This window comes from Paenibacillus sp. CMM36 (assembly GCF_053570945.1).
Map to the genome: position 1 here is coordinate 61970 of NZ_JBSEDY010000018.1, position 21722 is coordinate 83691.

Genomic DNA, 21722 nt, shown 5'->3' on the forward strand with positions numbered 1-21722 from the left:
CGAACATACATTCGTTTTTTTATTCACACAGCTCTCTTCTGTAATTACACCTGTCTCTTAAAACAAAAAAAGAACCGCTGGCAAAAGGCTTTGCAACGGTTCTTCCGATAAGGTGATTATATCATGAATATCTATCTAAAACAACTCTACGACCCACACTGTACATAGATGATTAAGAGAGTTTCTCGTTCTCTACCAGCCTGCGCCACAATCTGTACAGAATCGCTTTGACTGATCGCAGTCGGATTGTTTCGCGGTTACCACTCAGTCTCAGTTCATGTACTTCCGTTTCCTTGTCGCGTTCAGCAATGCCAATATACACTAGACCGACTGGCTTACGTTCGGAATACCCAGGTCCGGCTACACCAGTAACTGAAAGTCCAAAATCGCTGTCCATGATCATTCTCGCCTGCTCTGCAAGCACAAGGGCCACTTCCTTACTCACTGCACCTGGCGCTTGATCCCCCTCTAAATAATCACAAGGCACGTTGAGTAATTTCATCTTCATTTCATTGGAATAGCACACGATGCCACCTTGAAACATAGTAGCACTGCCAGGTATAGAAGTGAGGTGTTCCATCAGCAGTCCACCTGTACAGCTTTCTGCCGCACTCACAGTGAGTCCGCGATTGGCCATTAGATCTACGATAACCTTCTCCAGCGTAACATCTTCGCTTGCATACATAAATTCCGAAAGACGCTGCTGAATTTCTACTTCCGTAGCCGTCAGCTTAATCAATGCTTCACTTTCGCTGGCCGCCTTGGTGGATATACGGATCGTGACTTCCCCTTCCTTGGCATAAGGAGCAATCGTGGGGTCTGTCTGGGATTGGATCAGATCTAACAAACGGGTTTCAAGAGCTGACTCACCAATCCCTGCAAATTTTAGCATTTTTGAATAAATTGGCGTTTCCTCACCGCTCAATGCCTGCTGAAGCAACCAAGGTTTGGCCTGGTTTGCAAACATCGGTTTGAGTTCCTTAGGAGGTCCAGGCAAAACTACATAAAATTTACCATCCTGTGCAATTGCGTCGCCCACAGCTAGCCCTGTCTCATTTTCAAGCGGAGTAGCACCTTCAATAGAAAGCGCCTGCCGGCGGTTATTTTCGGTCATTTCTACCCCACGGTTACGAAAAAATTGATCTAGCTTGTCCATTGCAAGACGATCTATGTGCAATTTTCGCCCCAATACAGACGCTATCGCATCTTTCGTCAAATCATCCTGGGTCGGTCCCAGACCGCCAGAAAATAAAATAATATCCGCACGCTTCTGAGCAATTCTTATGGCTTCCTGAAGCCGATCTATGTTATCGCCAACCACAGTCTGAAAATATACATCGATTCCAATTGTAGCCAACTCTTGTGACAAATATTGAGCATTTGTATTCACTATTTGTCCGAGCAATAACTCTGTTCCTACCGCAATTATTTCAGCTTTCATCAATTCTTCCTCCTGTACTGCGAATATGATGGGAATTATATAAAGAAACAGCAATAAGTTTAGTCCCTATTGCTGTTTCCATAAAATTTATACTGTTAAACCTTGGAGGAGCTCAGCAAATGGATATTTTTCACGAAATAATCAATACCCGAATAAATGGTGATCAACACCGCTGCCCATATCGCTATTAAATCAAACGGTATACCAAGAAAAACAAACGGGAAATTATTAATGAGCAGCGCTACGATAGCAACAATCTGAATGATCGTCTTTAATTTGCCCCAATTGCTTGCAGCAACCACAGACCCATCCAGCAAGGCAATCTGACGCAGCCCCGTAACCGCAAACTCACGGCTAACAATCACAACAACAATCCACGAATCAATTTTCCCCATTTCTACCAAGGAAACCAAAATGGCGGTTACCAAAAGCTTATCAGCAAGGGGGTCCAACAGCTTGCCCAAATTGGTGACCATATTATTTTTACGTGCCAAATACCCGTCAAGACCGTCCGTGCTGGCTGCTACAAGGAAAATGATAGCCGCAATCAGCTGATTATACGGCAGCTTGAAAGCTCCGATCTCAATCGGTGGCGGATAAAAATCAAAGTCCACCAGCAAAGCCAGCATCATCACCGGGATAAGGCAAATCCGCGTTATTGTAATTCTGTTGGGTAAATTCACAACACACTCTCCCCTGATTATCGTACTTGATTACAAATGGCAGTTTTCGGATTAAATTCAACCCTATGTAAATCGCTTTCGGCGAGCGCTATACACCTGAATTGTCTGCATTTTCGTTACAAGTATAATATGGCGCAAAACGCATGTCAAAATAACCTGCCGCACATCAAGCAACGTTTTTCCTGCAAAATATATGAGGGAAAACGTCTTTATTTCATGTTTGTAAATTGAAGCTCCAATGGCAAATCAGCTTTACGTAGCAATTGAATGATCGCCTGTAAATCATCCCTGTTTTTCCCGGTCACCCGGATTTGATCACCTTGAATCTGACTTTTAACTTTTAGCTTGGAGTCCCGAATAAGAATGTTAATTTTCTTGGCATTATCCTGATCAATTCCCTGCTTCAGCGAAAGACGCTGACGCACTGAACCTAGAGAAGCGGGTTCCAATTTGCCATACTCCACATTTTTGAGGGACAGACCTCGTTTAGCCATTTTAGACTGCAAAATATCAATCACCGCATTCAGCTTGTATTCGTCTTCCGATGCAATCGTAAGAGCTTCTTTCTCAAGCTTGAGGCTACTTTTGCTATCCTTGAAATCAAATCGTGTTTCAATTTCACGCTCCGTCTGATGAACCGCATTTGTTAACTCCTGCATATCCATTTTGGAGACGATATCAAATGAATTTTCTGAAGCCATCGTTTCACTTTCCTTTCCACAACAAAGTTCAATATCTAATTATAGGCTAGTCATTTACAAAAATCCAATAATCGGTTGACTAAAAAGGCGTTCTTGCCAGTTTTCCTGACAAAAACGCCTTTATTTCATTTACGGTCAAAATATCTAATTATGGCTTCGTGTTGGAGTTCGGAACATATCCAAAAGTCCAAGCACAATGTGAGCAAGACCAAAGCCCAGTATGCCATAGCCCCATGCATTCGGTGTCAGATAATAGCCCAGTAAACTGACAATTATACCGAGCCCAGTCACAATCCAGCTGACGGTCATAACGTATACACCTCACTTTGCGGAAAATGAAATGACTGCCTTTCCAGGAATTACAGTCATTAGTATTTCCTCGCACCAAGGCGTTTATTCACCATTAGTAGTTGTAGAATCTGTACCACTTTGTGCTGAATCCGTACTGCTACCTGTCGTAGAATCTGCAGGTAAACCCGTCACCCCTGCACTCGTTCCGGTCGAAGAGGCTTCTCCTTGCTGTAACAGTACACGAGTAGTCGATTTATTATCTGTTATCGGTTGACCTGCTACGGAAATATCTGTGGCAGAAGACCGCCCTGATTTGATATATAAACCTTCTGGACCAATATCGAAAGACATGGCATCTCCACTTTTAGTCATACCATAACTCAGCTTTTCTCCACGGGAATTTTCTCCCTTGTACACTTCAAGCCAGCTTTCACCCGTAGCTTTAATATCAACCTTGGCTGTGGCTCCCGTTGCACTGGAAACTTTAAAAATCGTCGTCTTGCCTTGCTTGCCGTCCTGTGCCACAGTTACACCTTGTTGTGGAGTAGTCGTATCCGGCTGTTGTCCAGTATTTGGAGTAGTAGCATCCGTATTCCCCGTACCATTTGGCTGAGTTTGCCCGGTTTGCCCCGCACCAGGAGTCTGCCCACCAGCACCATTTGGAGCCGTCGTTTGACCATTGTTCGGCTGTGTCGTAGTGGTATCAGGAGTAGACGTGTTTGGTGTTGTACTCGGTGTTGTACTTGGTGTTGTACTTGGTGTTGTACTTGGTGTTGTACTTGGTGTTGTACTTGGTGTTGTACTTGGTGTAGTAATCGGTGTTGTGTTTTCTGCTGTTTTTGGAGTTGAATGGTTGTTGCTCACCCAATAAGCATAAATAACCCCAACAATGAGAACTAGAAAAAGCCACATTAACGCTGTAGGCAACCATTTAAGATTACCAATCGTGGCGGGACGGCTGGAGCGTTTCTGTGTAACAGGCTCCATGACTGCTTCCGGTTCAGGTTCAGGCACATTGCTTTGATGCCCTTCCAGAATCTCATCAGGATTCAACCCGACCGTTTCAGCGTATGTTTTAATAAAAGCTCTGACATAAAAGCTTCCCGGCAGCACTTTGTAATCGCCCGTCTCAATGGCTTCCAGATAACGTTTGCGTATCTTCGTCATTTCCTGAACATCGTCAAGGCTCAATCCTTTTTGCAGCCGGGCCTCCTTTAATTGCTGACCCAGTTCTGACATGTCATCATCTCCTTGTGTAATTACGCTTATTTAAAGATCTTCTGTATAACTGGCTGTAAAGGTATCATAAATAATTTCCTCAGCCGGATTATTGCGAAGTTCAATAATGATATTGAAATCGTCAAAGCTGTATCCCGACTCACGTACAAATACATCAGGATGCTCAATCACTTTAGTACTTGGCATGCTCATAATTTCCTGAAGCAGGTGATAATGTCTTTCATTTGACCGAATTGTACTCACAATACCATCAATAATAAACACATTGTTTGGGTTCATTTCTTCTTCAGAGAGCTGACTGCGTACCGTCTGTCGTAGTAGCGTCGAAGATACAAAAGTCCAACGCTTCATTGCGCATACACTACTGGCAATAATGGATTCCGTTTTGCCCACACGTGGCATCCCGCGAAGACCGATTACCTGATTGCCGTCCCTCTTTAATACTTCACCCAAAAAATCGACCAGCAACCCAAGCTCATCGCGTGTAAAGCGAAATGTTTTACGATCATCCGAATCCCGATCGATGTAACGGCCATGTCTTACTGCCAATATATCAACCAGTCTCGGAGCACGTAAGGCCGTGACTGTAATGTTGCTCGCTTTTTTTAACGTGTCTCCGAGAATACGTATCTTCTCATCATCGTCTGTTTCAAGCAACATCCCCCGTCTTTCACCTTCAACACCGTTGATCGTCAGTATATTAACCCCCAGAATACCAAGCATGGAAGCAATGTCTCCCAGCAGTCCGGGTCGATTTTTATGTATCTTGTACTCCATGTACCACTGTTTCGTTTCTTCCGTCACGTTAGCACCTCATTCACATTCAAACCGTCAACAACTCCAAATCAAAGCATTATTGTATCATAAAATAACATCTTTCGACAAAACCAATTATTGAAATTTGATAGGCTGCATTGTGTTGTAAGCCTCAATCACGTTTATGATATATAAATTACAATGGAATTACAAGAACAGCTCTGTAACCATTACAGAAAAGCCCCCAAAAGGGAGCTTTTCATGTTGGTTCTTACTTATGCGTTGCTCTTGGCCAATTTAACCATTAGCCGGGCGATGGTGTGACGCTCGTCCTCATCGGCAACTCCCCACAGTTCTTTCAATGCGCGGTTGGAGTGGTTGGCTGGATCGACCTTCTCATCCAGAAAATCACCGATTTCATAAGCAAGCTCTGAAATGGTATCTTGGCTGATTCCCAGCTTCTCCGCTTGCTCTACACGCTGACCGAGGAACTTTTTCCAAACATCAAAATTCTGAACAACTGTTGACATACTTAAATCCTCCTTAGATGATTCAGATTTAAAATCAACAGTTGTAATATGCTCTTCTCAGACGCTTACTATACTGGTGGATTCCTCCAAGCGCTATTTCCCTTAAGTCACCCATCCTCCGTTAGGACTTATGACCTGGCCATTAATATAACCTGACTCAGGAAGCGCAAGAAAATAAACCAGGGATGATATCTCATCAGGTCGAGCCAATCGTCCGGCAGGAATTTCTTCTTCCAAACTGGTAATTTCGCCTTCATCTAAATGATCCAGCATCGACGTATTCACTGCACCTGGAGCTACTGCATTCACTGTCACCCCGGAAGGTGCTACTTCTTGAGCCAGCGCTTTAGTGAAAGCGTTAATGCCTCCCTTCGTGGTGGAATACAACACCTCGCACGAAGCGCCACATATCCCCCACACGGAGGAAACATTCACAATGCGGCCATAGCGTTGGGAAATCATATGTGGCATAAAAACCTGCGTACACAGAAAGGTTCCCTTAACATTGACTGCCATCACTTCGTCCCATTCCTCTTCCGAAACATCTGTCAACAGCCCATAATGAGATAATCCGGCGTTGTTCACAAGAATATCCGGCTTCATCCCGTGATTATCCAGCTTTTCCCGCATGCGTTCGATCTGCTCCTTGCTCCGCAGATCCGCTGACACGGTCATAACCTTGCCCGAATAAGCCATGCAACGACGGGCAACTTCATTTGCTTTTTCATGGGACTTCATGTAGTGAATGACCACATTCATCCCTACAGCTGCAAAACGCTCAGCAATAGCCGCACCAATTCCGCCACTCGCTCCTGTAATCAGCACAGTTGTATCGCCAATCGCTTTTAATTCTCCGCCCTCAGTGGTCATCGTTTCCCTCTCCCTGGACATTACGGACTCACCACTAGTGATATTGCGAGTTGATCCCACTGGATATGATCTTTCAGACGGCGATTTACATCCTCAAGCGTAATACTTTCATAAACCGGAAGCAGTTGGAAAAAATCACTGCCCCGGAAGCGATGTCTTGTAAATTCATGCGCAATATTTTCTGGTGAATTGAGTGTACGCAGATAACCACCGATTTTCTTTTTGCGTGCCCGTTCAAAATGTTCTGCTGCGAAGCCCTGCTTCTGGATGGACTCCACCTCTTCACGTATTCTCGCCAACAGCCGATCCGGGTCTTTGGTATCTCCACCGATTGCGGAAAATGCATATTGCTGCGTACTATTGTACTCATGGCCAAAACTGTCCGAAATCAGATCCTCATCGTAGAGCTTTTGATACAGTTGTGTACTGGAACCAAATAGGAGATCAAGCATCAGCTTGGTTTCCAGATCATGACGAAGCAATTCTTCACCCGTTAAACCTACTTCTGCCTCCTTGAATCCAAACAGTAGCTTTGGCAGAGAAACGGCCAGCTTCACCTCACGACGTGGTTCTGCAACTGTAGTGGGTTCATCGTCGAAAATCCGCTCAATCTCTCCCTGCGGCTTATAGTCCTTTTTGGCCTGATTGTTACGTACCAGCTCTATTACTTCAGCTGGATCCACTCCTCCCACTACAAAAAGAATCATATTGCTTGGGTGGTAGAAAGCTTCATAGCAACTGTACAGCGTTTCCTTTGTAATCGTACTGATGGATTGAATCGTACCTGCGATATCAATATGCACCGGATGGACCTTGTACAACGCCTCGATCAGACCAAAGTAACTCCGCCAATCGGGGTTATCTTCATACATATTGATTTCCTGGCCAATAATGCCTTTTTCCTTCTCTACATTTTCATCTGTAAAGTAAGGATGTTGAACAAAATTGACCAGCGTGGTCAAATTTTCTTGAATACGCTCAGTTGCCGAAAACAGATATACGGTTTGATCAAAGCTCGTAAATGCGTTCGCCGATGCACCATTAGAGGAAAAGGTAGCAAAAATATCTCCTTCAGGCTCTTCAAACATTTTATGCTCCAAAAAATGGGCTATGCCATCCGGCACCTTTACGGGCTGTTGACCTTCTACGCGGAAATGATTATCAACCGAGCCGTATTTAGTCGCAAATGTGGCGTACGTCTTCTGAAAACCCGGTTTGGGCAACACATAAACGTGTAAGCCGTTATCCATTACTTCATAGTACAGCGTTTCCTGCAAATGCTCATAAGGTATATGCTCCACCGTTATTCCCCTTTCTGGTCTCTCAAGAAATAAATAGTGTCCAGTCGGAACGTCCGGGCGGCATCCTGAACATCCTGCACCTTGACTGCCTCCACCTGACTCAGCAGCTCATCTACCGTCCGCTCTTTACCGGAAAGCTGTCTGTTAAAATCATAGGCGATCATCTCAAAAGCGGAATCCTGCATCTCCTTCAGCAAGTTGCGAATCATCGCCTGCGTTTGGGTCATTTCCAGCTCAGTAATCGCTCCGTTTTGCGTATCTTCCAGTTGCTTGCGGATAATAGTAACCGCTTTTTCATAATTAGGAATTTCAATACCAGATTGAATCGTACCAATCCCTTTATGCCCGTCATATCGCGATGAAGCGTAATACGCCAAACTTTCCTTTTCCCTTACATTAACGAACAGCTTTGAATGCGGATACCCGCCCAGAATGCCATTGTACATCAGAGCGGATGCATAGCGATCGTCACCATACGTAATAGGGGTCCGCAATCCCATGTTGAGCTTGCCCTGGTTCACATCAAGACGCTCTACAACAGTTTGAACATCACGCTCTACCGACTTGGGCTGTTCCGGAACATACCCTGCTTCCGCTGAACGGTTCAATTGAAAATAGCGATCAACAAACTTCTCAACTTCTTCTAGCGTCGTATCTCCCACAACGTATAAATCCATGCTGGCATGATTCAGCCATTCTCCATAAGCCTCATACAAGCTCTGTGCATCTATACTGTCCAGATCAGATCGTTGACCAAGAGGGTGCAGACGATAAGGCTCATCTTTGCACATTTCCTCCATGCAGCGCTCACCAGCATAACGTATTTTATCGTTAACTATAGATTCCAGCTTCTTGCGCACATTTTCTCGTTCCTGCTGAACGTATCCAGTTTGAAATGCATCATTTTCCAATGCAGGCTTCGTCAGCACTTCTCCAAGGAAAGCAAACGAACGATCCAGCAAACTATCCGGACTGTTTACAAAGCTGTCATTAATCGTATCCATGCGAAATTGCACGATCTGATAATCTCCACGTTTATACACATCGAATCCGAAACCTGCGCCATACAATTGCTCTAACTGTTCTCTGAATTGTGTAGTCTGCGGATACGATTCTGTACCCCGGCGCAGAACGAAAGGTACCAGCCCCACTCGAGTTACGGTTTCCTCCCGTAGCGGAGTGCCTACATACAATGATATAGCAAACGTCTTAAAGCGCTTGGTTGGCAGTACATGAATCCTCAGTTGTCTGCGTGTGCCACGCTCGAAACCTGTTTTGTTCAAGTCCAAAACTCCTTTGTGACGTCAATTGGCGTCTAGCCTTTGATTAGCATTAGCTGCTGTAAATCGTCCTCCTGTAAAGAGGTAAAGTGTACCAATCTTTATTCTAACCATGCAAAAGCCAAGAAGCAACCGGAGACAAGCTCCCGGCTGCTTCGGCGTTTTACATGCAAAAAATATGTTCCCCGATGGTTTTCACCTGCGGACGGGTCCAAATCCATTTGGAGGTGGCTGTTTTTGGGTTAAAATAATAGAGACATCCTCCGCTTGGGTCCCAGCCGTTCAGCGCCTGTCGTACTGCCTTCTGTGCAGTTTCATTCGGCGTAAGCCAGATTTGTCCGTCTGCTACAGCTGTAAAGGCCCCCGGCTGGAAAACCACCCCAGATGGTGTATTTGGAAAACTAGGTGACTTAACCCTGTTCAAAATAACCGCTGCCACGGCAACCTGCCCTTCAAAGGGCTCGCCACGGGATTCACCGTAGACCGCATTAGCCAAAATCTTAAGATCGTTTGCAGATAGTCCCATGGTGTTGGCCGATCCCATCGTTTCATCTTTTTGATCCGCTTTATCATTATTGTCCGCTGTGTGTCCCTGAGCGGAACCTTGATTGTTACGATGCATAGGAGTCTCCGTTGGCTTCCAGTTAGGGGTAGCATTCACCAGCTTTAATTTCGTCTTTGCTCCGACCACTCCATCGGGACGGATACCAAATTCCTTTTGAAAACCTTTAACAGCTTTTAGTGTACTGCTGCCAAAATGGCTGTCCACTTTCCCGCCAAAAAAGCCCAGCAACTTCAAACGTGATTGCAACTCATATACATCCTGACCGTAAGATCCAAAATCAACCGCTCCCGAGCTGAATGTCGGCTCGGATGGTTGCGCCGCTTGTACTTTCTGCTGTGTGTTGAGCGACTCTGTTTGCTGCTGTGCAGAGTCATTTTTAAAAAGTCCTGTGTACGTAATAGCCGAGGCTGCGAGGATACCCGTGCAAATCCAGACCATTGTCTTTTTCATATGCTGCGCTCTACCTTTCTTTTGTGGGATTAACAGGATGGCTACGTTTATTATGACAAGCTCCGCTTAAAGCTATTCACCCTTTTAATCTTCTTTCAGCAGGTAGTCGCCACACCTCAAAAAAACATCACAAAAAACGCTGTTTGTACACTTGGAGTTGTCATTTTAGAACAACTACCTTGCGAACGAACAGCGTTTTAATGTAGTGCTGGGTAGAGATAATGCTTAGGAACTAACTTTATTTTGCTGATATTGCTCCATTGAGATAAGAACCTCACGGGGCTTGCTGCCCTCGTAAGGGCCGATGACTCCGCGAGCTTCCATGGAGTCAATCAGTCGAGCAGCACGTGTATAACCGATCCGCATACGGCGCTGAAGGAGCGAAACGGAAGCTTGTTTAGCCTCTAAAATGATGTTGACAGCCTGATCGTACAGCTCATCCAGCATTTCATCTGCATCAGCCGATACCTCTTCCACCTCCGGCACTAGCGTCTCATCATACTGCGCTTCACCCTGTTCACGTACGTAGTTAACAATATTTTCGACTTCTTGATCGCTCATGAACGCTCCCTGAACGCGGACTGGTTTAGAAGCACCCATTGGCATGAAAAGCATATCACCACGTCCGAGCAGCTTCTCGGCTCCACCCATATCCAATATGGTACGGGAATCTACCTGCGAGGAAACGCCGAAGGCAATACGTGAAGGAATATTAGCTTTAATTACCCCGGTAATTACATCAACCGAAGGTCTTTGCGTTGCAATGATAAGGTGGATGCCTGCTGCGCGCGCCATTTGGGCAAGTCGTGCAATCGCATCCTCCACATCTCCCGCAGCTACCATCATTAAATCTGCCAACTCGTCCACAATAACGACGATGTAAGGCAGAAATGCATCCGGGTTATCTTTCATCAAATTATTGTATCCCTCAATATTACGGGTTCCTGATTTGGAAAATAACTCATACCTTTTTTCCATTTCGACTACAATTTTCTTCAATGCAAGTGAGGCACGCTTTGGATCAGTCACGACCGGAGCCAACAAATGCGGGATTCCGTTGTACACGTTCAACTCCACCATTTTAGGATCGACCATCAAAAATTTGACCTCATCCGGCTTTGCTTTGTACAAAATACTCGTGATGATCCCATTGATACACACTGATTTACCCGAACCTGTTGCCCCAGCTACAAGAAGATGGGGCATCTTGGCCAAATTACCGACAATCGTCTGTCCTGCAATATCACGTCCGAATGCAATAGACAAGCTGGAAGCTGACTCCTGGAAAACGGTTGTCTCCATTACCTCACGCATCGTTACAATGGAAACTTCATTATTCGGAACCTCAATTCCGATAGCAGATTTGCCAGGAATCGGAGCCTCCATACGGATATCTTTGGCAGCAAGTGCAAGCGCAATGTCATCCGTCAGACTCACAATACGGCTGACCTTCACTCCAATGTCCGGCTGAATTTCATAACGTGTTACGGCAGGGCCACGGACAACCTCCAGCACCTTCGCCCGCACACCGAAGCTTTCCAGCGTTGCTTCCAGTTTGCGTGCCGTTTGCATATAATCCTTTTGTCCCATACCTTTGCCTGCATTTTGTGGTTTAGCAAGCAAACGAAACGATGGTAGCTTGTACGGTTTAGGCGGCGGCGGAGCCGGGATAGCTGTATGGGTACCTTCAACCTCTTCGCCTGCCACCCCAGTTGCAATCGTCTGAGCTTGTCCCTGAGCACCTTCTAATGTCCCCTGAATCGTAGTCGAATCATCCATATCCTTATTCGCATTGGCACCCATAAAGTCATCATCCAGGGGTTCGTCAATAATGGAAGTCGTCTGCTCTGCCCCTGTCAGGGACTCTCCAAATTCAGCTTCCGTTCTTCTTTCCTCATGCTTTACTTGTTCGAAGAAATCCCTAATAATCGGCGACCTTTTTACCGGAATTGCAGCTTCCTGCTCAGCGTGTTCGACTACGTCAGACAGCTCTTCACTCTGGTTGCCATTTCTCCACTGGGCCTGCGCGTCCTCAGCTTCATATGGAAAATCATGCTCATCCTCATCGACGGAATGCTCTTCCTTGTCCGCTTTATCTGAATTCTTAAGACCAAACAACTGAAAGAAAATCGGTTGTTTGCGTGCAGGAGGCTGCATTTCGTCAAAGTCATCATCCATGTCTTCCTCATAGGCAGGAATCGGCTCAGACTTGATCTTTCTATTTCCATTACCTTTGCTAGATGCCGAAAGCGGAGTAGCTTTACCAGTCCACTTTTTGCGCACACTTCCCCCAGCTGCTAGCAGCTTGGTCTTTACAATCCGCACCAAATCCACATAGGACAGTTGAGTCATCAGCATGAAACAAATGACGAACATAACAATCATGATCAGTTTAGCTCCCGTGAGACCAAACAGCCACAACAGAACAGTAAGCTGCAACGCGCCTACGTAACCCCCGCTGATATCCTTGTTCAGCATTGAGGAATGGCCCTGCTGATCAGGCGACAGCAACTGCTCGCGCATATCTATATGTATCTGGGTCATCACTCCGCCCGGCTGAAGCGCGTTGATCGGCCCCAAACGCTGCTCCATAGATGAAATAGAACTCATAAGTGTAAAGGCAAATACCAACAGGAGCAAACCCGTTTTACGCGAGTTCCACTGGTTCGGCCACTTGCGGTGAATCATCACCATCAGACCATAATAAATGCCAATCAGAGGGATAACAAAATAGAATTTCCCCAATACGAGCCCAAACATCTTGGATAGCGACCGACCAACTGCCGCTTCACCCGATAACGCAATGACCGCTAATGTAATCAGCACAATGCCGTAAATTTCAAATTTTAGAACTCCGCCAAATGCGGCTTTCTTTTTTCTTTTTCTTCTTCTGGACATACAAGGTCACCCCCCAGAAGAATATTATACCACGTCACCCGGTATCCGCACATATGTTCTTTTTCAGCAGTAAATGACCGATTTCTATACTATTCGACACCTTTTACGACCATTCGATGACTTGACCGGGTCCATAACGCGGATTCAGGTAGGCTTCCAGCGGGCAGTCCAACAACCGTACAATGATCCCCCGACGACTTTCAAGCGGCTGTACCTGCATAAGTAGACCGTCTACTCGAACCTCTGCAAGCTCCTCAGCCTCTTTCCACATCCCTTGCCACACCATTTCCATTGGCATTACAGTATATAATGTCATTGAGATAGCTCCCCGCTATGCTCCCCTGACAGTGTCTCTGTAGGAGTTCCTGTGGCACTGGGAATAAAAGGAGCATACGGAGCCTGCTGTTGGATCCCAGCGTTCCCGTTTTGCTGACGCCGCGTTTCAATAATGGTGTTCAGCTGTTTTAAAGCCTCTCCGATCCCTCCAACCGCGTCCATCAATCCATACTTCACTGCATCGGCTCCCCCAACCGCTGTACCAATATCGCGGTTTAACTCACCGGTTTTAAACATCAATTCCTTAAACTGCTCTTCTGTAATACGAGAATGAGAAACGACAAAGCGTACGACACGTTCCTGCATTTTTTCCATATATTCAAAAGTCTGTGGGACTCCAATGACCAGGCCGCTCATACGAATAGGATGAATGGTCATCGTCGCACTCTCCGCAATGTAGGAATAAGTGGAAGACACAGCAATCGGCACACCGATGCTATGCCCCCCGCCTATCACAATGGTCACCGTTGGTTTACTCATCGATGCGATCATTTCAGCAATAGCCAGTCCTGCCTCTACATCACCACCAACTGTATTCAGCAAAATCATTAATCCTTCGATACGAGGATTTTGTTCTGCCGCTACCAGTTGGGGAATAATGTGCTCATATTTTGTCGTTTTGTTTTGAGGCGGTAAAATGAGATGCCCTTCAATCTGACCGATAATCGTCATGCAAAAAATATTGGACTCGCCTCCAGGCATGGAGGTTTGACCCAGTTGCTGCAAAGCCTCCATAGCAGGTAACGCGGGTCTTTGCCCAATTTCTGGTTGATCTGGCGTTTCCGTTTCCTCGTTGCCAGATGATAGATTGCTGTATTGTTCCATATGGGTGATCTTCCTTTCGCTTTACGCATCTATATGACCCGTAGTCACCCTATAGTATGGGATGTAAATGGAATATTTTATACCTACCCCCATGCTTTTCCTTACCCCGAAAAATCAAAAAAGCCTCTCCTTCCGCGGAAACCGTCCAATATTTCCTGCGGGAAGAGAGGCGACTGTGTGCCTGTGACTTAAGTTTTTAATTCAGGTTTTTGAACAAATTTCAATTGAATCACACTTCCATTATAATTGGCAGGATCATCGGTCTGCGACGAGTTTGCTCATACAAGAAGCGACCCAGTGCATCCTTGACATTTGTCTTGAGGGAAGCCCATTCATTTACATTTTCACTCATGAGCTTATGCAGTGTACTTGAGACAATACGATTCGCTTCATCAAGCAAACCTTCCGATTCACGGACATAAACGAAACCGCGGGAAATGATATCTGGACCCGATTTAATCGTTCCGTCTTGCTTGCTCAGCGTGACAACCACCACCAAAATACCGTCCTGTGACAGCAATTTACGGTCGCGCAATACGATATTTCCTACATCCCCTACGCCTAGTCCATCGATCAGTACGTTACCTGCTGTAACTTTACCAGCTCTGCGTGCTCCGCCATTCTGAATTTCAATGACTTCACCGATATCCGTGATGAAAATATTTTCAGGCTCAATACCTACGCCTTCAGCAAGAAGGGCGTGACGACGTTGCATTCTGAACTCACCATGAATTGGCAAGAAGAACTTTGGTTTCATCAGATTCAGCATCAGCTTAAGTTCTTCCTGGCTTCCGTGTCCAGAAACGTGAATACCTGGATTAGCTGCGCTGTAATATACATTGGCACCCAGACGGAACAGTTCATCAATTGTGCGTCCAACGTATTTTTCATTACCCGGTACCGGAGTAGCTGCAATGATGACTGAATCCCCTGGAAGAATGTCAACCTTTCGATGTGTGGAACGAGCCATTCTTGTCAAAGCGGACATCGGTTCGCCCTGACTGCCTGTGCAGAGAATAACTACACGGTCCGCTGACATTTTGCCAACTTCTTCAGGCTCAATCAGCATTCCATCCGGAATTTCCAAATAGCCCAAGTCCGAAGCAATGCCTACGACATTAACCATGCTTCGACCAATAACTGTTACTTTACGTCCCGTTGCTTCAGCAGCATTAATTACCTGCTGAATACGATGTACGTTAGAAGCAAAAGTGGCTACGACCACACGCTGTCTCGACTTGCGGAAAATGTCTTCCAGCACAATACCAACGCTCTTTTCCGAAGGTGTAAAGCCCGGTTTCTCGGCATTCGTACTGTCTGACAAAAGAGCCAGTACGCCACGTGTGCCAATTTCAGCCATACGCTGCAAATCTGCATATTGTCCGTTCACCGGAGTATGGTCAAATTTGAAGTCACCTGTATGAACAACAGCGCCTTCAGGAGTATCAATACATACACCTACAGAATCCGGAATACTATGGTTGGTTCTGAAGAAGGTTGCTTTTAGTGTGGAACCCAGCTTGATTTCGGAATCAGCATTGATCAAAATACGTTTGGTTTCACCAAGCAGATTCGCTTCCTTCAGCTTGTTTTCCACCAATCCCAGCGTCAATTTGGTACCATATACTGGTACATTCAAATGTTTCAACACGTAAGGCAAACCGCCGATATGGTCCTCGTGACCATGAGTCAGCACAATGCCTCTTACTTTGTCGCGGTTCTCTGTAAGGTAGGAAATATCAGGAATAACGATATCAATGCCCAGCATGTCCTCTTCCGGGAATTTCAGACCGGAATCCACCACGACAATGTCATTGCCGTATTGAACGACATACATATTTTTCCCGATTTCACCGACGCCGCCCAAAGCGAAAATCATCAATTTATCGTTGTTTGTTTTTTTAGACAAATGAATCTAAACCTCCTATGGTAGTTGGACGTCGTACCTTGATTTGTTATTTAATTTTCAAAAAAATACCGCACCCAGTCACTTGACCCCATTATACATGATTAAAATACGAAAAAACAAGTCATCCTGTTCGTTACGCTAGGTTTCCCATTGCCGTCTCAAACCATTAGTATCTGTCATTTTATCTATATGCATGGTTAAAAGCACAGCAAAAAGGACGTCCTATAAGAACGTCCTTCATGCTGGAGGACCTTGTCAGACAATAAACTCTATCGGTTTTGTACCTACCGACTGCCCTTAACAAGGTTACTCCTTAGTATTAATTAATATCCTACATTCCTATTTGTCTTTAGCGGGTAAATAATTTCTTAATAAATTCCGCTTCATCCTCAGTTGGAGGAATGAGCGGCAACCGAACCGAACCAACCCTAATCCCCCGTAATTCCAATGCATATTTTACTGCCACTGGATTAGGCAGAGGATGAGGACAGCCAAACAAACCCTTGAAAATCGGGAACAACTGCTGATGCAACTTTGCTGCCTCCTGAGAGTGTCCTCCTACAAGTGAATCGATCATCTGCTTCATTTCAGCACCTACCACATGGCTCGCTACGCTGATAATACCATAAGCACCTACAGCCATAGCAGGCAACCCAGAAGCATCATCCCCGGAATAAACCAGAAAACCCTCTGGCGCTGCCGCTGCAATCTGTGTAACCTGCGCAAGTGATGCACATTCTTTGGTTCCCACAATATTTGGAATTTGTGCAAGACGCAGCGTTGTTTCAGCTGTTAGACTCGCTCCAGTACGGCTTGGAACATTATACAGTATAGCTGGAAGGGATGTGGAGTTTGCAATACTTTCGAAATGCTGATACATCCCTTCCTGATTCGGTTTATTATAATATGGCACTACCAGTAGAACACCATCTGCTCCTGCCTGCTCCGCGGCACGGGTAAGATGAATGGAGTGACGCGTATTGTTGCTGCCAGTCCCGGCAATAATTTTACATCGTCCAGCTGCTTTTTCTACAACAAAAGCAAACAACTTGATTTTCTCATCATCGCTCAGGGTAGGAGACTCTCCTGTTGTTCCAGATACAACAAGTGACTCTGAATGCTGTTCTTCTATTAAATAATCAATCAACGAGGACAATGCAGTCCAGTCAATCTCTCCTTGCTGATCAAAAGGTGTCACCATCGCGGTAATCAATCTGCCGAAGTTCACCATGCTGCCTCCTTTTTGCAAATCCGAGCACGGACCATGCACCTATTGATGGAGTTCAAATTTATTATGCAATGCGCGTACAGCCTGCACCATATCTTCTTTTTTAACAAGTACCCAGATCGTCGTGTTGGAATCTGCGGATTGAAGGATCTGTACGTCTGATTCTGCCAATGCCTCCACAATCGTCGCCATAATGCCCGGTACCCCGTTGATACCACCGCCTATGACAGAAACTTTAGCACATCCGGCCAGTATCTTAGGTTCTAGACCCAACCCGTTCAATACTTCAACCGCTTTGCTTCCATCATAATCGAACACAGTATAAACTGCCCCCGATGGCGTTACATTAATAAAATCAACGCTGATTCCATGTTCAGCCATAGATTTGAACACTTGTAATTGCAAGTGCTCCATACCCGGCTTTAATTCAACATTAATCTGAGTGACATTGCCAACATACGCAATACCGGTCACGAAACGGTCTACGATGTCTGCCTGCACGTCTTTAAAGCCTTCCGGATGGGTAACTAACGTACCTTCTCCTTCGGAGAAGGTAGAGCGAACACGGACCGGGATATTAGCCTGCATGGCGATTTCAACAGCACGAGGATGGATAACCTTTGCTCCCTGATGAGCCATATTACAAATCTCCGTATAGCTAACATGTGTAAGCGGCTTTGCGTTTTCCACAATGCGCGGATCGGCGGTCAATATACCATTCACATCCGTATAAATATCAACCATATCCGCATGTAGAGCAGCACCTAGAGCAGTAGCTGACGTATCGCTGCCTCCCCGACCCAAGGTAGTCATATCACCGTCTGCTGTTTGTCCCTGAAAACCTGTCACAATGACAACTCTGCCTTGGTTCAACTCTTCAACAACACGGTCTGGCTTTATATCCAAAATACGAGCATTGCCGTATTGATCATCCGTAATAAAGCCCGCCTGTGCCCCAGTTAGCACTGTAGCAGGAATACCTTCCTTCTCCATCAGGCTGCATAATGTAGCAGCAGAAATAATTTCACCACAGCACAGCAATAAATCCCGTTCGCGCTTTGGCAGACTGTCGCCGTTAGACACCGCCCAATCCAGCAGCGTGTCGGTGGCATAAGGCTCTCCTTTTCTCCCCATGGCCGACACAACAACAACCAATTGAAGATTTTGTTCCAGCTCCCTCTTCACATGTGCCAACACAAGTTTACGTGCTTCAGGTGTGGAAAGCGAGGTTCCTCCAAATTTTTGCACCAAAATACCCATTATTTTTCCCCCATATTGGAACGTTACTCCGCGTTTGCAGCAATAATTTCCGCGATTTGCACCGCGTTCCATGCCGCTCCTTTGAGCAGATTGTCGGATACGACCCACAAATTCAATCCACGGCTATTGCCCAAATCACGGCGTACACGCCCCACAAATACGTCAGGTTTTCCTGCAGCTTCAGATGCCAGTGGATAAAGCTGAGCAGCAGGATCGTCCACTAGCGTTACTCCCGGTGCTGAAGCCAGCAAATTACGGATTTCTTCTAAATCATAATCTTTTTTAAGTTCTACATATACAGATTCCGAGTGACCATATACAACAGGAATACGTACACACGTTGCTGTTACGTCCACCGATTCGTCACCCAGTATTTTTTTCGTTTCACGTACCATTTTCATTTCTTCCAGTGTATAACCATTGTCCTGGAATTTATCAATTTGCGGAATAGCATTGAAAGCAATCTGATGTTTTACTGGCAACGAGCCTACTGGCAACAGATCAGGCTGAACTTCATCACCGTTAAGAATCGCTGCGCTTTGACGATTCAATTCATCAATAGCTCGGCTTCCAGCCCCGGAAACGGCCTGGTATGTGGATACTATGATACGAGAAATGCCATACTGATCATATAATGGTTTCAAAGCAGCTACCATCTGAATGGTGGAGCAGTTCGGGTTCGCAATAATGCCTTGATGCTCGGCAATTTTGTCGCTGTTCACCTCAGGCACTACAAGAGGAGCTGTCGGATCCATTCGGAATGCATTGGTGTTGTCAATACAAACTGCCCCATGACGAACAGCATGCGGCGCCAATTCCTTACTTACGTCTCCACCTGCACTAAACAAAGCAATGTCGATTCCCTCAAAGCTGTCGGGGGTAGCAATCTCTACTGGAATTTGCTGACCTTTAAAGCTAATTAACGTGCCGGCAGAACGAGGCGAAGAAAGAAATTTGATTTTGTCCACAGGAAAATCCCGTTTTTCCAGCAGATTTACGATCTGTTCTCCTACAGCGCCTGTCGCTCCAACGACAGCTACATTAAACTTTCTATTGCTCATCTGGTATATCTCCCCTTCTCGACTAAAAAACCATTTTTTATTCTGAAAGCATCCACCGCCAACAAGAAATTAGACCCGATACAATATCGAATCATCTTCTAGGCGAAGGATGCTCAGCAGTTAACTATAATACTTCATGGGGTCTTGCGTTCCACAATCATCGGCTGAAGCTGTTTGCCCTGCAATGCTTCATAAGCAGCCTCCGGAATCAACTCCATGTTAGCTACAAGCGAGTTCGGCTTTTTAACTGGATTGTCCTGTCCGAACGGTACAAAAAAGATATTTTTGGCTACGAGTAATTTGGCGATATTGGCAGCATTTAGGCCCAGTCCATCATTAGTAGATATGGCTAAAAGAAGTGGACGGCCGTTGCGCAATTGCGCCTTGGCAGCCATCAAAACCGGACTGTCTGTCATCGCATTCGCTAACTTACTCATCGAATTCCCCGTCAAAGGTGCAATCACCAGCACATCGAGTATTTGGGAGGGACCCAGTGGCTCAGCCTCCACAATTGTAGAAATGATATCATTCCCTGTTATATCTTTCAACTGTTTTTGCCAACTTTGCGAAGTACCAAAGCGAGTATCCGTTGTTAGCACTGTATTGGATATAATAGGGACGACCTTTGCACCCTCATCAACAAAGCGCTGTATAACAGGCATTACCTCTTCAAATGTGCAATGTGAGCCTGTAATTGCATAACCTACTGTTTTCCCTTGCCAACTCATTGTGCATCCCCCCGATCAGGATTATCTTCCATTAACAACTGCACCAGCGTATTCGCTATAATGGCACCAGCAGTTTTGGGAGCAACAATACCGGGAAGACCAGGGGCAAGCATAGCCTTGATTCCACGCTTTTCCGCATAACGGAAATCACATCCGCCCGGGGCGGAAGCAAGATCTATAATCACGGTGCTCAGTGGCAATTTAGACAGGATTTGCGCTGTGATAATCATAGAGGGTATCGTATTAAAAATCAAGTCAACTCCCTTTGTCTCATGTGCTAAATCCCTTGTCATAAAAGGCTTCCAACCCATTTCCACGGCTCTCGCTGCATCCTCTGCCCGCCGTACTCCAACCTTCACTCTAGCTCCCAATCCCTGTAGTGCCCTTGCCATGGTAAATCCAGTCCGTCCCATGCCTAGAACCATACAATCTGCACCGTGAATCGTAAAATCAGTATGCTGAATGGCCATCATCAGTGCGCCTTCGGCCGTAGGTATAGAGTTGTATATGGCCACATCATCTCGCTCCAGCAGCTCTACCAGCTTTAACTCATGTCTGGTACAAATTTCTTTTAAGTACGTCCGCGCCATTCCTGTATATACAATACAATGAGGTGGAAGAGCAGCAGCATGCTCATTCAGGAACTGAAGCTTCTGTGCTCCGAAAAGTGCATTTACGTTGCCTTCCTCATCGCATCCCACCACCGGCAAAATCAATGCATCTGACGATTCCAGCAGCTTGACAGACAGTGGTTCTAGTGTCACTCCTTTGAGTGGTACTTCAAGCTTGTCAAAACCGACCACACTGACGGTAGCATCCATGTCCACACATTTACGGATTACCTCAAGCTGCCTCGCATCGCCACCCAAAACAACGACGCGTATTCCTGTTAGCATCCGGATCACTCCTTTCCGAGACACGATATGCTTTTAGTCTATGCGAGTGCCCGGAAAGGGGTGAAAAAACACAAAAAAAGACCGCCTCTTTATGAGGCGACCAGATTGTCGAGAAACCCCGTCATTTTGAGACGTGGGTTTCTTTTTTACATCATAATGCTTTGGTCTCTGGAGAAGCAGGGGGGGGTACCCCTGTTTCTCCAGGCGATCTAGGTGGATCGCCATCTTCTTCATGTTCTGCACGACTGCCGTCATAAGGGCTTGTTCCCTGACGTTTGGAAGACCGCGCAAACGGCAATAGCGAAACCCATGGAGCTCTTTGGCATCCGCGAAGCTTCGCTCAATCATCTCTTTTCGTTTGCGGTACAGCTTTTTACCAGATGGGCTCAGCCGGTTGCTCCGTACCCACTCTTTGCTGTCTTCCCAGACATGCCGAGTCACCACTTTGCGGTGGTTTCGAGACTGGGTACACTG

General features: G+C 45.9%; 21 protein-coding genes. All 21 read right to left on the reverse strand.

What is annotated here, in order from left to right; translation table 11 throughout:
* Nucleotides 1-172: 172 nt before the first annotated feature.
* Entirely contained in the window at nt 173-1441 is a 1269-nt protein-coding gene (locus ACWA2B_RS24615) for a competence/damage-inducible protein A (RefSeq protein WP_449292715.1), read from the reverse strand.
* Nucleotides 1442-1536: 95 nt separating this feature from the next.
* A complete protein-coding gene (pgsA, locus tag ACWA2B_RS24620) occupies nt 1537-2124 on the reverse strand; it encodes a CDP-diacylglycerol--glycerol-3-phosphate 3-phosphatidyltransferase (protein WP_013309954.1) in 588 nt (195 codons plus the stop codon).
* 209 nt (nt 2125-2333) lie between these two features.
* The gene (locus tag ACWA2B_RS24625; RefSeq protein ID WP_013309953.1) at nt 2334-2825 is read right to left on the reverse strand and encodes a YajQ family cyclic di-GMP-binding protein; all 492 of its coding nucleotides are present in this window, start codon (nt 2823-2825) and stop codon (nt 2334-2336) included.
* Between the two features lie 144 nt (nt 2826-2969).
* Nucleotides 2970-3134, reverse strand: coding sequence for a hypothetical protein (locus ACWA2B_RS24630; RefSeq protein WP_023988236.1), 165 nt, complete (start codon nt 3132-3134; stop codon nt 2970-2972).
* 84 nt (nt 3135-3218) lie between these two features.
* Nucleotides 3219-4355, reverse strand: a complete 1137-nt coding sequence (locus tag ACWA2B_RS24635; RefSeq protein ID WP_449292716.1) for a helix-turn-helix domain-containing protein — start codon at nt 4353-4355, stop codon at nt 3219-3221.
* A gap of 30 nt (nt 4356-4385) precedes the next feature.
* Nucleotides 4386-5159, reverse strand: a complete 774-nt coding sequence (locus tag ACWA2B_RS24640) for a DUF3388 domain-containing protein (protein ID WP_013370747.1) — start codon at nt 5157-5159, stop codon at nt 4386-4388.
* A gap of 227 nt (nt 5160-5386) precedes the next feature.
* Nucleotides 5387-5641 (reverse strand): DUF3243 domain-containing protein, encoded by a 255-nt coding sequence (locus ACWA2B_RS24645; RefSeq protein ID WP_013309950.1) that lies wholly within the window; start codon nt 5639-5641, stop codon nt 5387-5389.
* 102 nt (nt 5642-5743) lie between these two features.
* The gene (ymfI, locus tag ACWA2B_RS24650; RefSeq protein ID WP_029517039.1) at nt 5744-6511 is read right to left on the reverse strand and encodes an elongation factor P 5-aminopentanone reductase; all 768 of its coding nucleotides are present in this window, start codon (nt 6509-6511) and stop codon (nt 5744-5746) included.
* Nucleotides 6512-6531: 20 nt separating this feature from the next.
* On the reverse strand, nt 6532-7812 hold the full coding sequence (yfmH, locus tag ACWA2B_RS24655) for an EF-P 5-aminopentanol modification-associated protein YfmH (RefSeq protein ID WP_165147547.1): 1281 nt from the start codon (nt 7810-7812) through the stop codon (nt 6532-6534).
* 2 nt (nt 7813-7814) lie between these two features.
* Nucleotides 7815-9095 carry an EF-P 5-aminopentanol modification-associated protein YfmF gene (gene yfmF / locus ACWA2B_RS24660; RefSeq protein ID WP_029517037.1) on the reverse strand — a complete coding sequence of 427 codons (1281 nt, stop codon included), beginning with the start codon at nt 9093-9095 and terminating at the stop codon, nt 7815-7817.
* Nucleotides 9096-9255: 160 nt separating this feature from the next.
* Entirely contained in the window at nt 9256-10107 is an 852-nt protein-coding gene (gene sleB / locus ACWA2B_RS24665) for a spore cortex-lytic enzyme (RefSeq protein ID WP_342425964.1), read from the reverse strand.
* A gap of 225 nt (nt 10108-10332) precedes the next feature.
* The gene (locus ACWA2B_RS24670) at nt 10333-13005 is read right to left on the reverse strand and encodes a DNA translocase FtsK 4TM domain-containing protein (protein WP_449292717.1); all 2673 of its coding nucleotides are present in this window, start codon (nt 13003-13005) and stop codon (nt 10333-10335) included.
* Nucleotides 13006-13108: 103 nt separating this feature from the next.
* Nucleotides 13109-13321 carry a YlzJ-like family protein gene (locus ACWA2B_RS24675; protein ID WP_023988229.1) on the reverse strand — a complete coding sequence of 71 codons (213 nt, stop codon included), beginning with the start codon at nt 13319-13321 and terminating at the stop codon, nt 13109-13111.
* Nucleotides 13318-14166, reverse strand: coding sequence for a ClpP family protease (locus ACWA2B_RS24680; protein ID WP_029517034.1), 849 nt, complete (start codon nt 14164-14166; stop codon nt 13318-13320). The genes ACWA2B_RS24675 and ACWA2B_RS24680 overlap by 4 nt, the downstream gene beginning before the upstream one ends.
* A gap of 229 nt (nt 14167-14395) precedes the next feature.
* Nucleotides 14396-16075: a ribonuclease J gene (locus ACWA2B_RS24685; RefSeq protein WP_013309942.1), complete on the reverse strand. Its 1680-nt coding sequence runs from the start codon at nt 16073-16075 to the stop codon at nt 14396-14398.
* A gap of 349 nt (nt 16076-16424) precedes the next feature.
* Nucleotides 16425-17306, reverse strand: coding sequence for a 4-hydroxy-tetrahydrodipicolinate synthase (gene dapA, locus ACWA2B_RS24690; protein WP_029517033.1), 882 nt, complete (start codon nt 17304-17306; stop codon nt 16425-16427).
* A gap of 39 nt (nt 17307-17345) precedes the next feature.
* Nucleotides 17346-18563 carry an aspartate kinase gene (gene dapG, locus ACWA2B_RS24695; protein WP_069011410.1) on the reverse strand — a complete coding sequence of 406 codons (1218 nt, stop codon included), beginning with the start codon at nt 18561-18563 and terminating at the stop codon, nt 17346-17348.
* A 23-nt stretch (nt 18564-18586) separates the two neighbouring features.
* Complete coding sequence (locus ACWA2B_RS24700; RefSeq protein ID WP_013309939.1) at nt 18587-19624, reverse strand: aspartate-semialdehyde dehydrogenase; 1038 nt, start codon at nt 19622-19624, stop codon at nt 18587-18589.
* Nucleotides 19625-19758: 134 nt separating this feature from the next.
* Complete coding sequence (locus tag ACWA2B_RS24705) at nt 19759-20352, reverse strand: dipicolinate synthase subunit B (RefSeq protein ID WP_029517031.1); 594 nt, start codon at nt 20350-20352, stop codon at nt 19759-19761.
* Complete coding sequence (gene dpsA / locus ACWA2B_RS24710) at nt 20349-21248, reverse strand: dipicolinate synthase subunit DpsA (protein ID WP_029517030.1); 900 nt, start codon at nt 21246-21248, stop codon at nt 20349-20351. The genes ACWA2B_RS24705 and dpsA overlap by 4 nt, the downstream gene beginning before the upstream one ends.
* Before the next feature lie 33 nt (nt 21249-21281).
* Nucleotides 21282-21722, reverse strand: a 441-nt coding sequence (locus ACWA2B_RS24715) for a transposase (protein WP_449292718.1), incomplete at its 5' end; no start/stop codon positions are given.

Excerpts from the sequence above, each read along its gene's own strand:
- ACWA2B_RS24700 (WP_013309939.1), bottom strand. The coding sequence starts at position 19,624 with ATGAGCAATAGAAAGTTTAATGTAGCTGTCGTTGGAGCGACAGGCGCT.
- ymfI (WP_029517039.1), bottom strand. The coding sequence starts at position 6,511 with ATGACCACTGAGGGCGGAGAATTAAAAGCGATTGGCGATACAACTGTG.
- sleB (WP_342425964.1), bottom strand. The coding sequence starts at position 10,107 with ATGAAAAAGACAATGGTCTGGATTTGCACGGGTATCCTCGCAGCCTCG.
- ACWA2B_RS24635 (WP_449292716.1), bottom strand. The coding sequence starts at position 4,355 with ATGTCAGAACTGGGTCAGCAATTAAAGGAGGCCCGGCTGCAAAAAGGA.
- ACWA2B_RS24630 (WP_023988236.1), bottom strand. The coding sequence starts at position 3,134 with ATGACCGTCAGCTGGATTGTGACTGGGCTCGGTATAATTGTCAGTTTA.
- ACWA2B_RS24645 (WP_013309950.1), bottom strand. The coding sequence starts at position 5,641 with ATGTCAACAGTTGTTCAGAATTTTGATGTTTGGAAAAAGTTCCTCGGT.
- dapG (WP_069011410.1), bottom strand. The coding sequence starts at position 18,563 with ATGGGTATTTTGGTGCAAAAATTTGGAGGAACCTCGCTTTCCACACCT.
- dapA (WP_029517033.1), bottom strand. The coding sequence starts at position 17,306 with ATGGTGAACTTCGGCAGATTGATTACCGCGATGGTGACACCTTTTGAT.
- ACWA2B_RS24680 (WP_029517034.1), bottom strand. The coding sequence starts at position 14,166 with ATGGAACAATACAGCAATCTATCATCTGGCAACGAGGAAACGGAAACG.
- ACWA2B_RS24615 (WP_449292715.1), bottom strand. The coding sequence starts at position 1,441 with ATGAAAGCTGAAATAATTGCGGTAGGAACAGAGTTATTGCTCGGACAA.
- dpsA (WP_029517030.1), bottom strand. The coding sequence starts at position 21,248 with ATGCTAACAGGAATACGCGTCGTTGTTTTGGGTGGCGATGCGAGGCAG.
- ACWA2B_RS24670 (WP_449292717.1), bottom strand. The coding sequence starts at position 13,005 with ATGTCCAGAAGAAGAAAAAGAAAAAAGAAAGCCGCATTTGGCGGAGTT.
- ACWA2B_RS24625 (WP_013309953.1), bottom strand. The coding sequence starts at position 2,825 with ATGGCTTCAGAAAATTCATTTGATATCGTCTCCAAAATGGATATGCAG.
- ACWA2B_RS24675 (WP_023988229.1), bottom strand. The coding sequence starts at position 13,321 with ATGACATTATATACTGTAATGCCAATGGAAATGGTGTGGCAAGGGATG.
- ACWA2B_RS24705 (WP_029517031.1), bottom strand. The coding sequence starts at position 20,352 with ATGAGTTGGCAAGGGAAAACAGTAGGTTATGCAATTACAGGCTCACAT.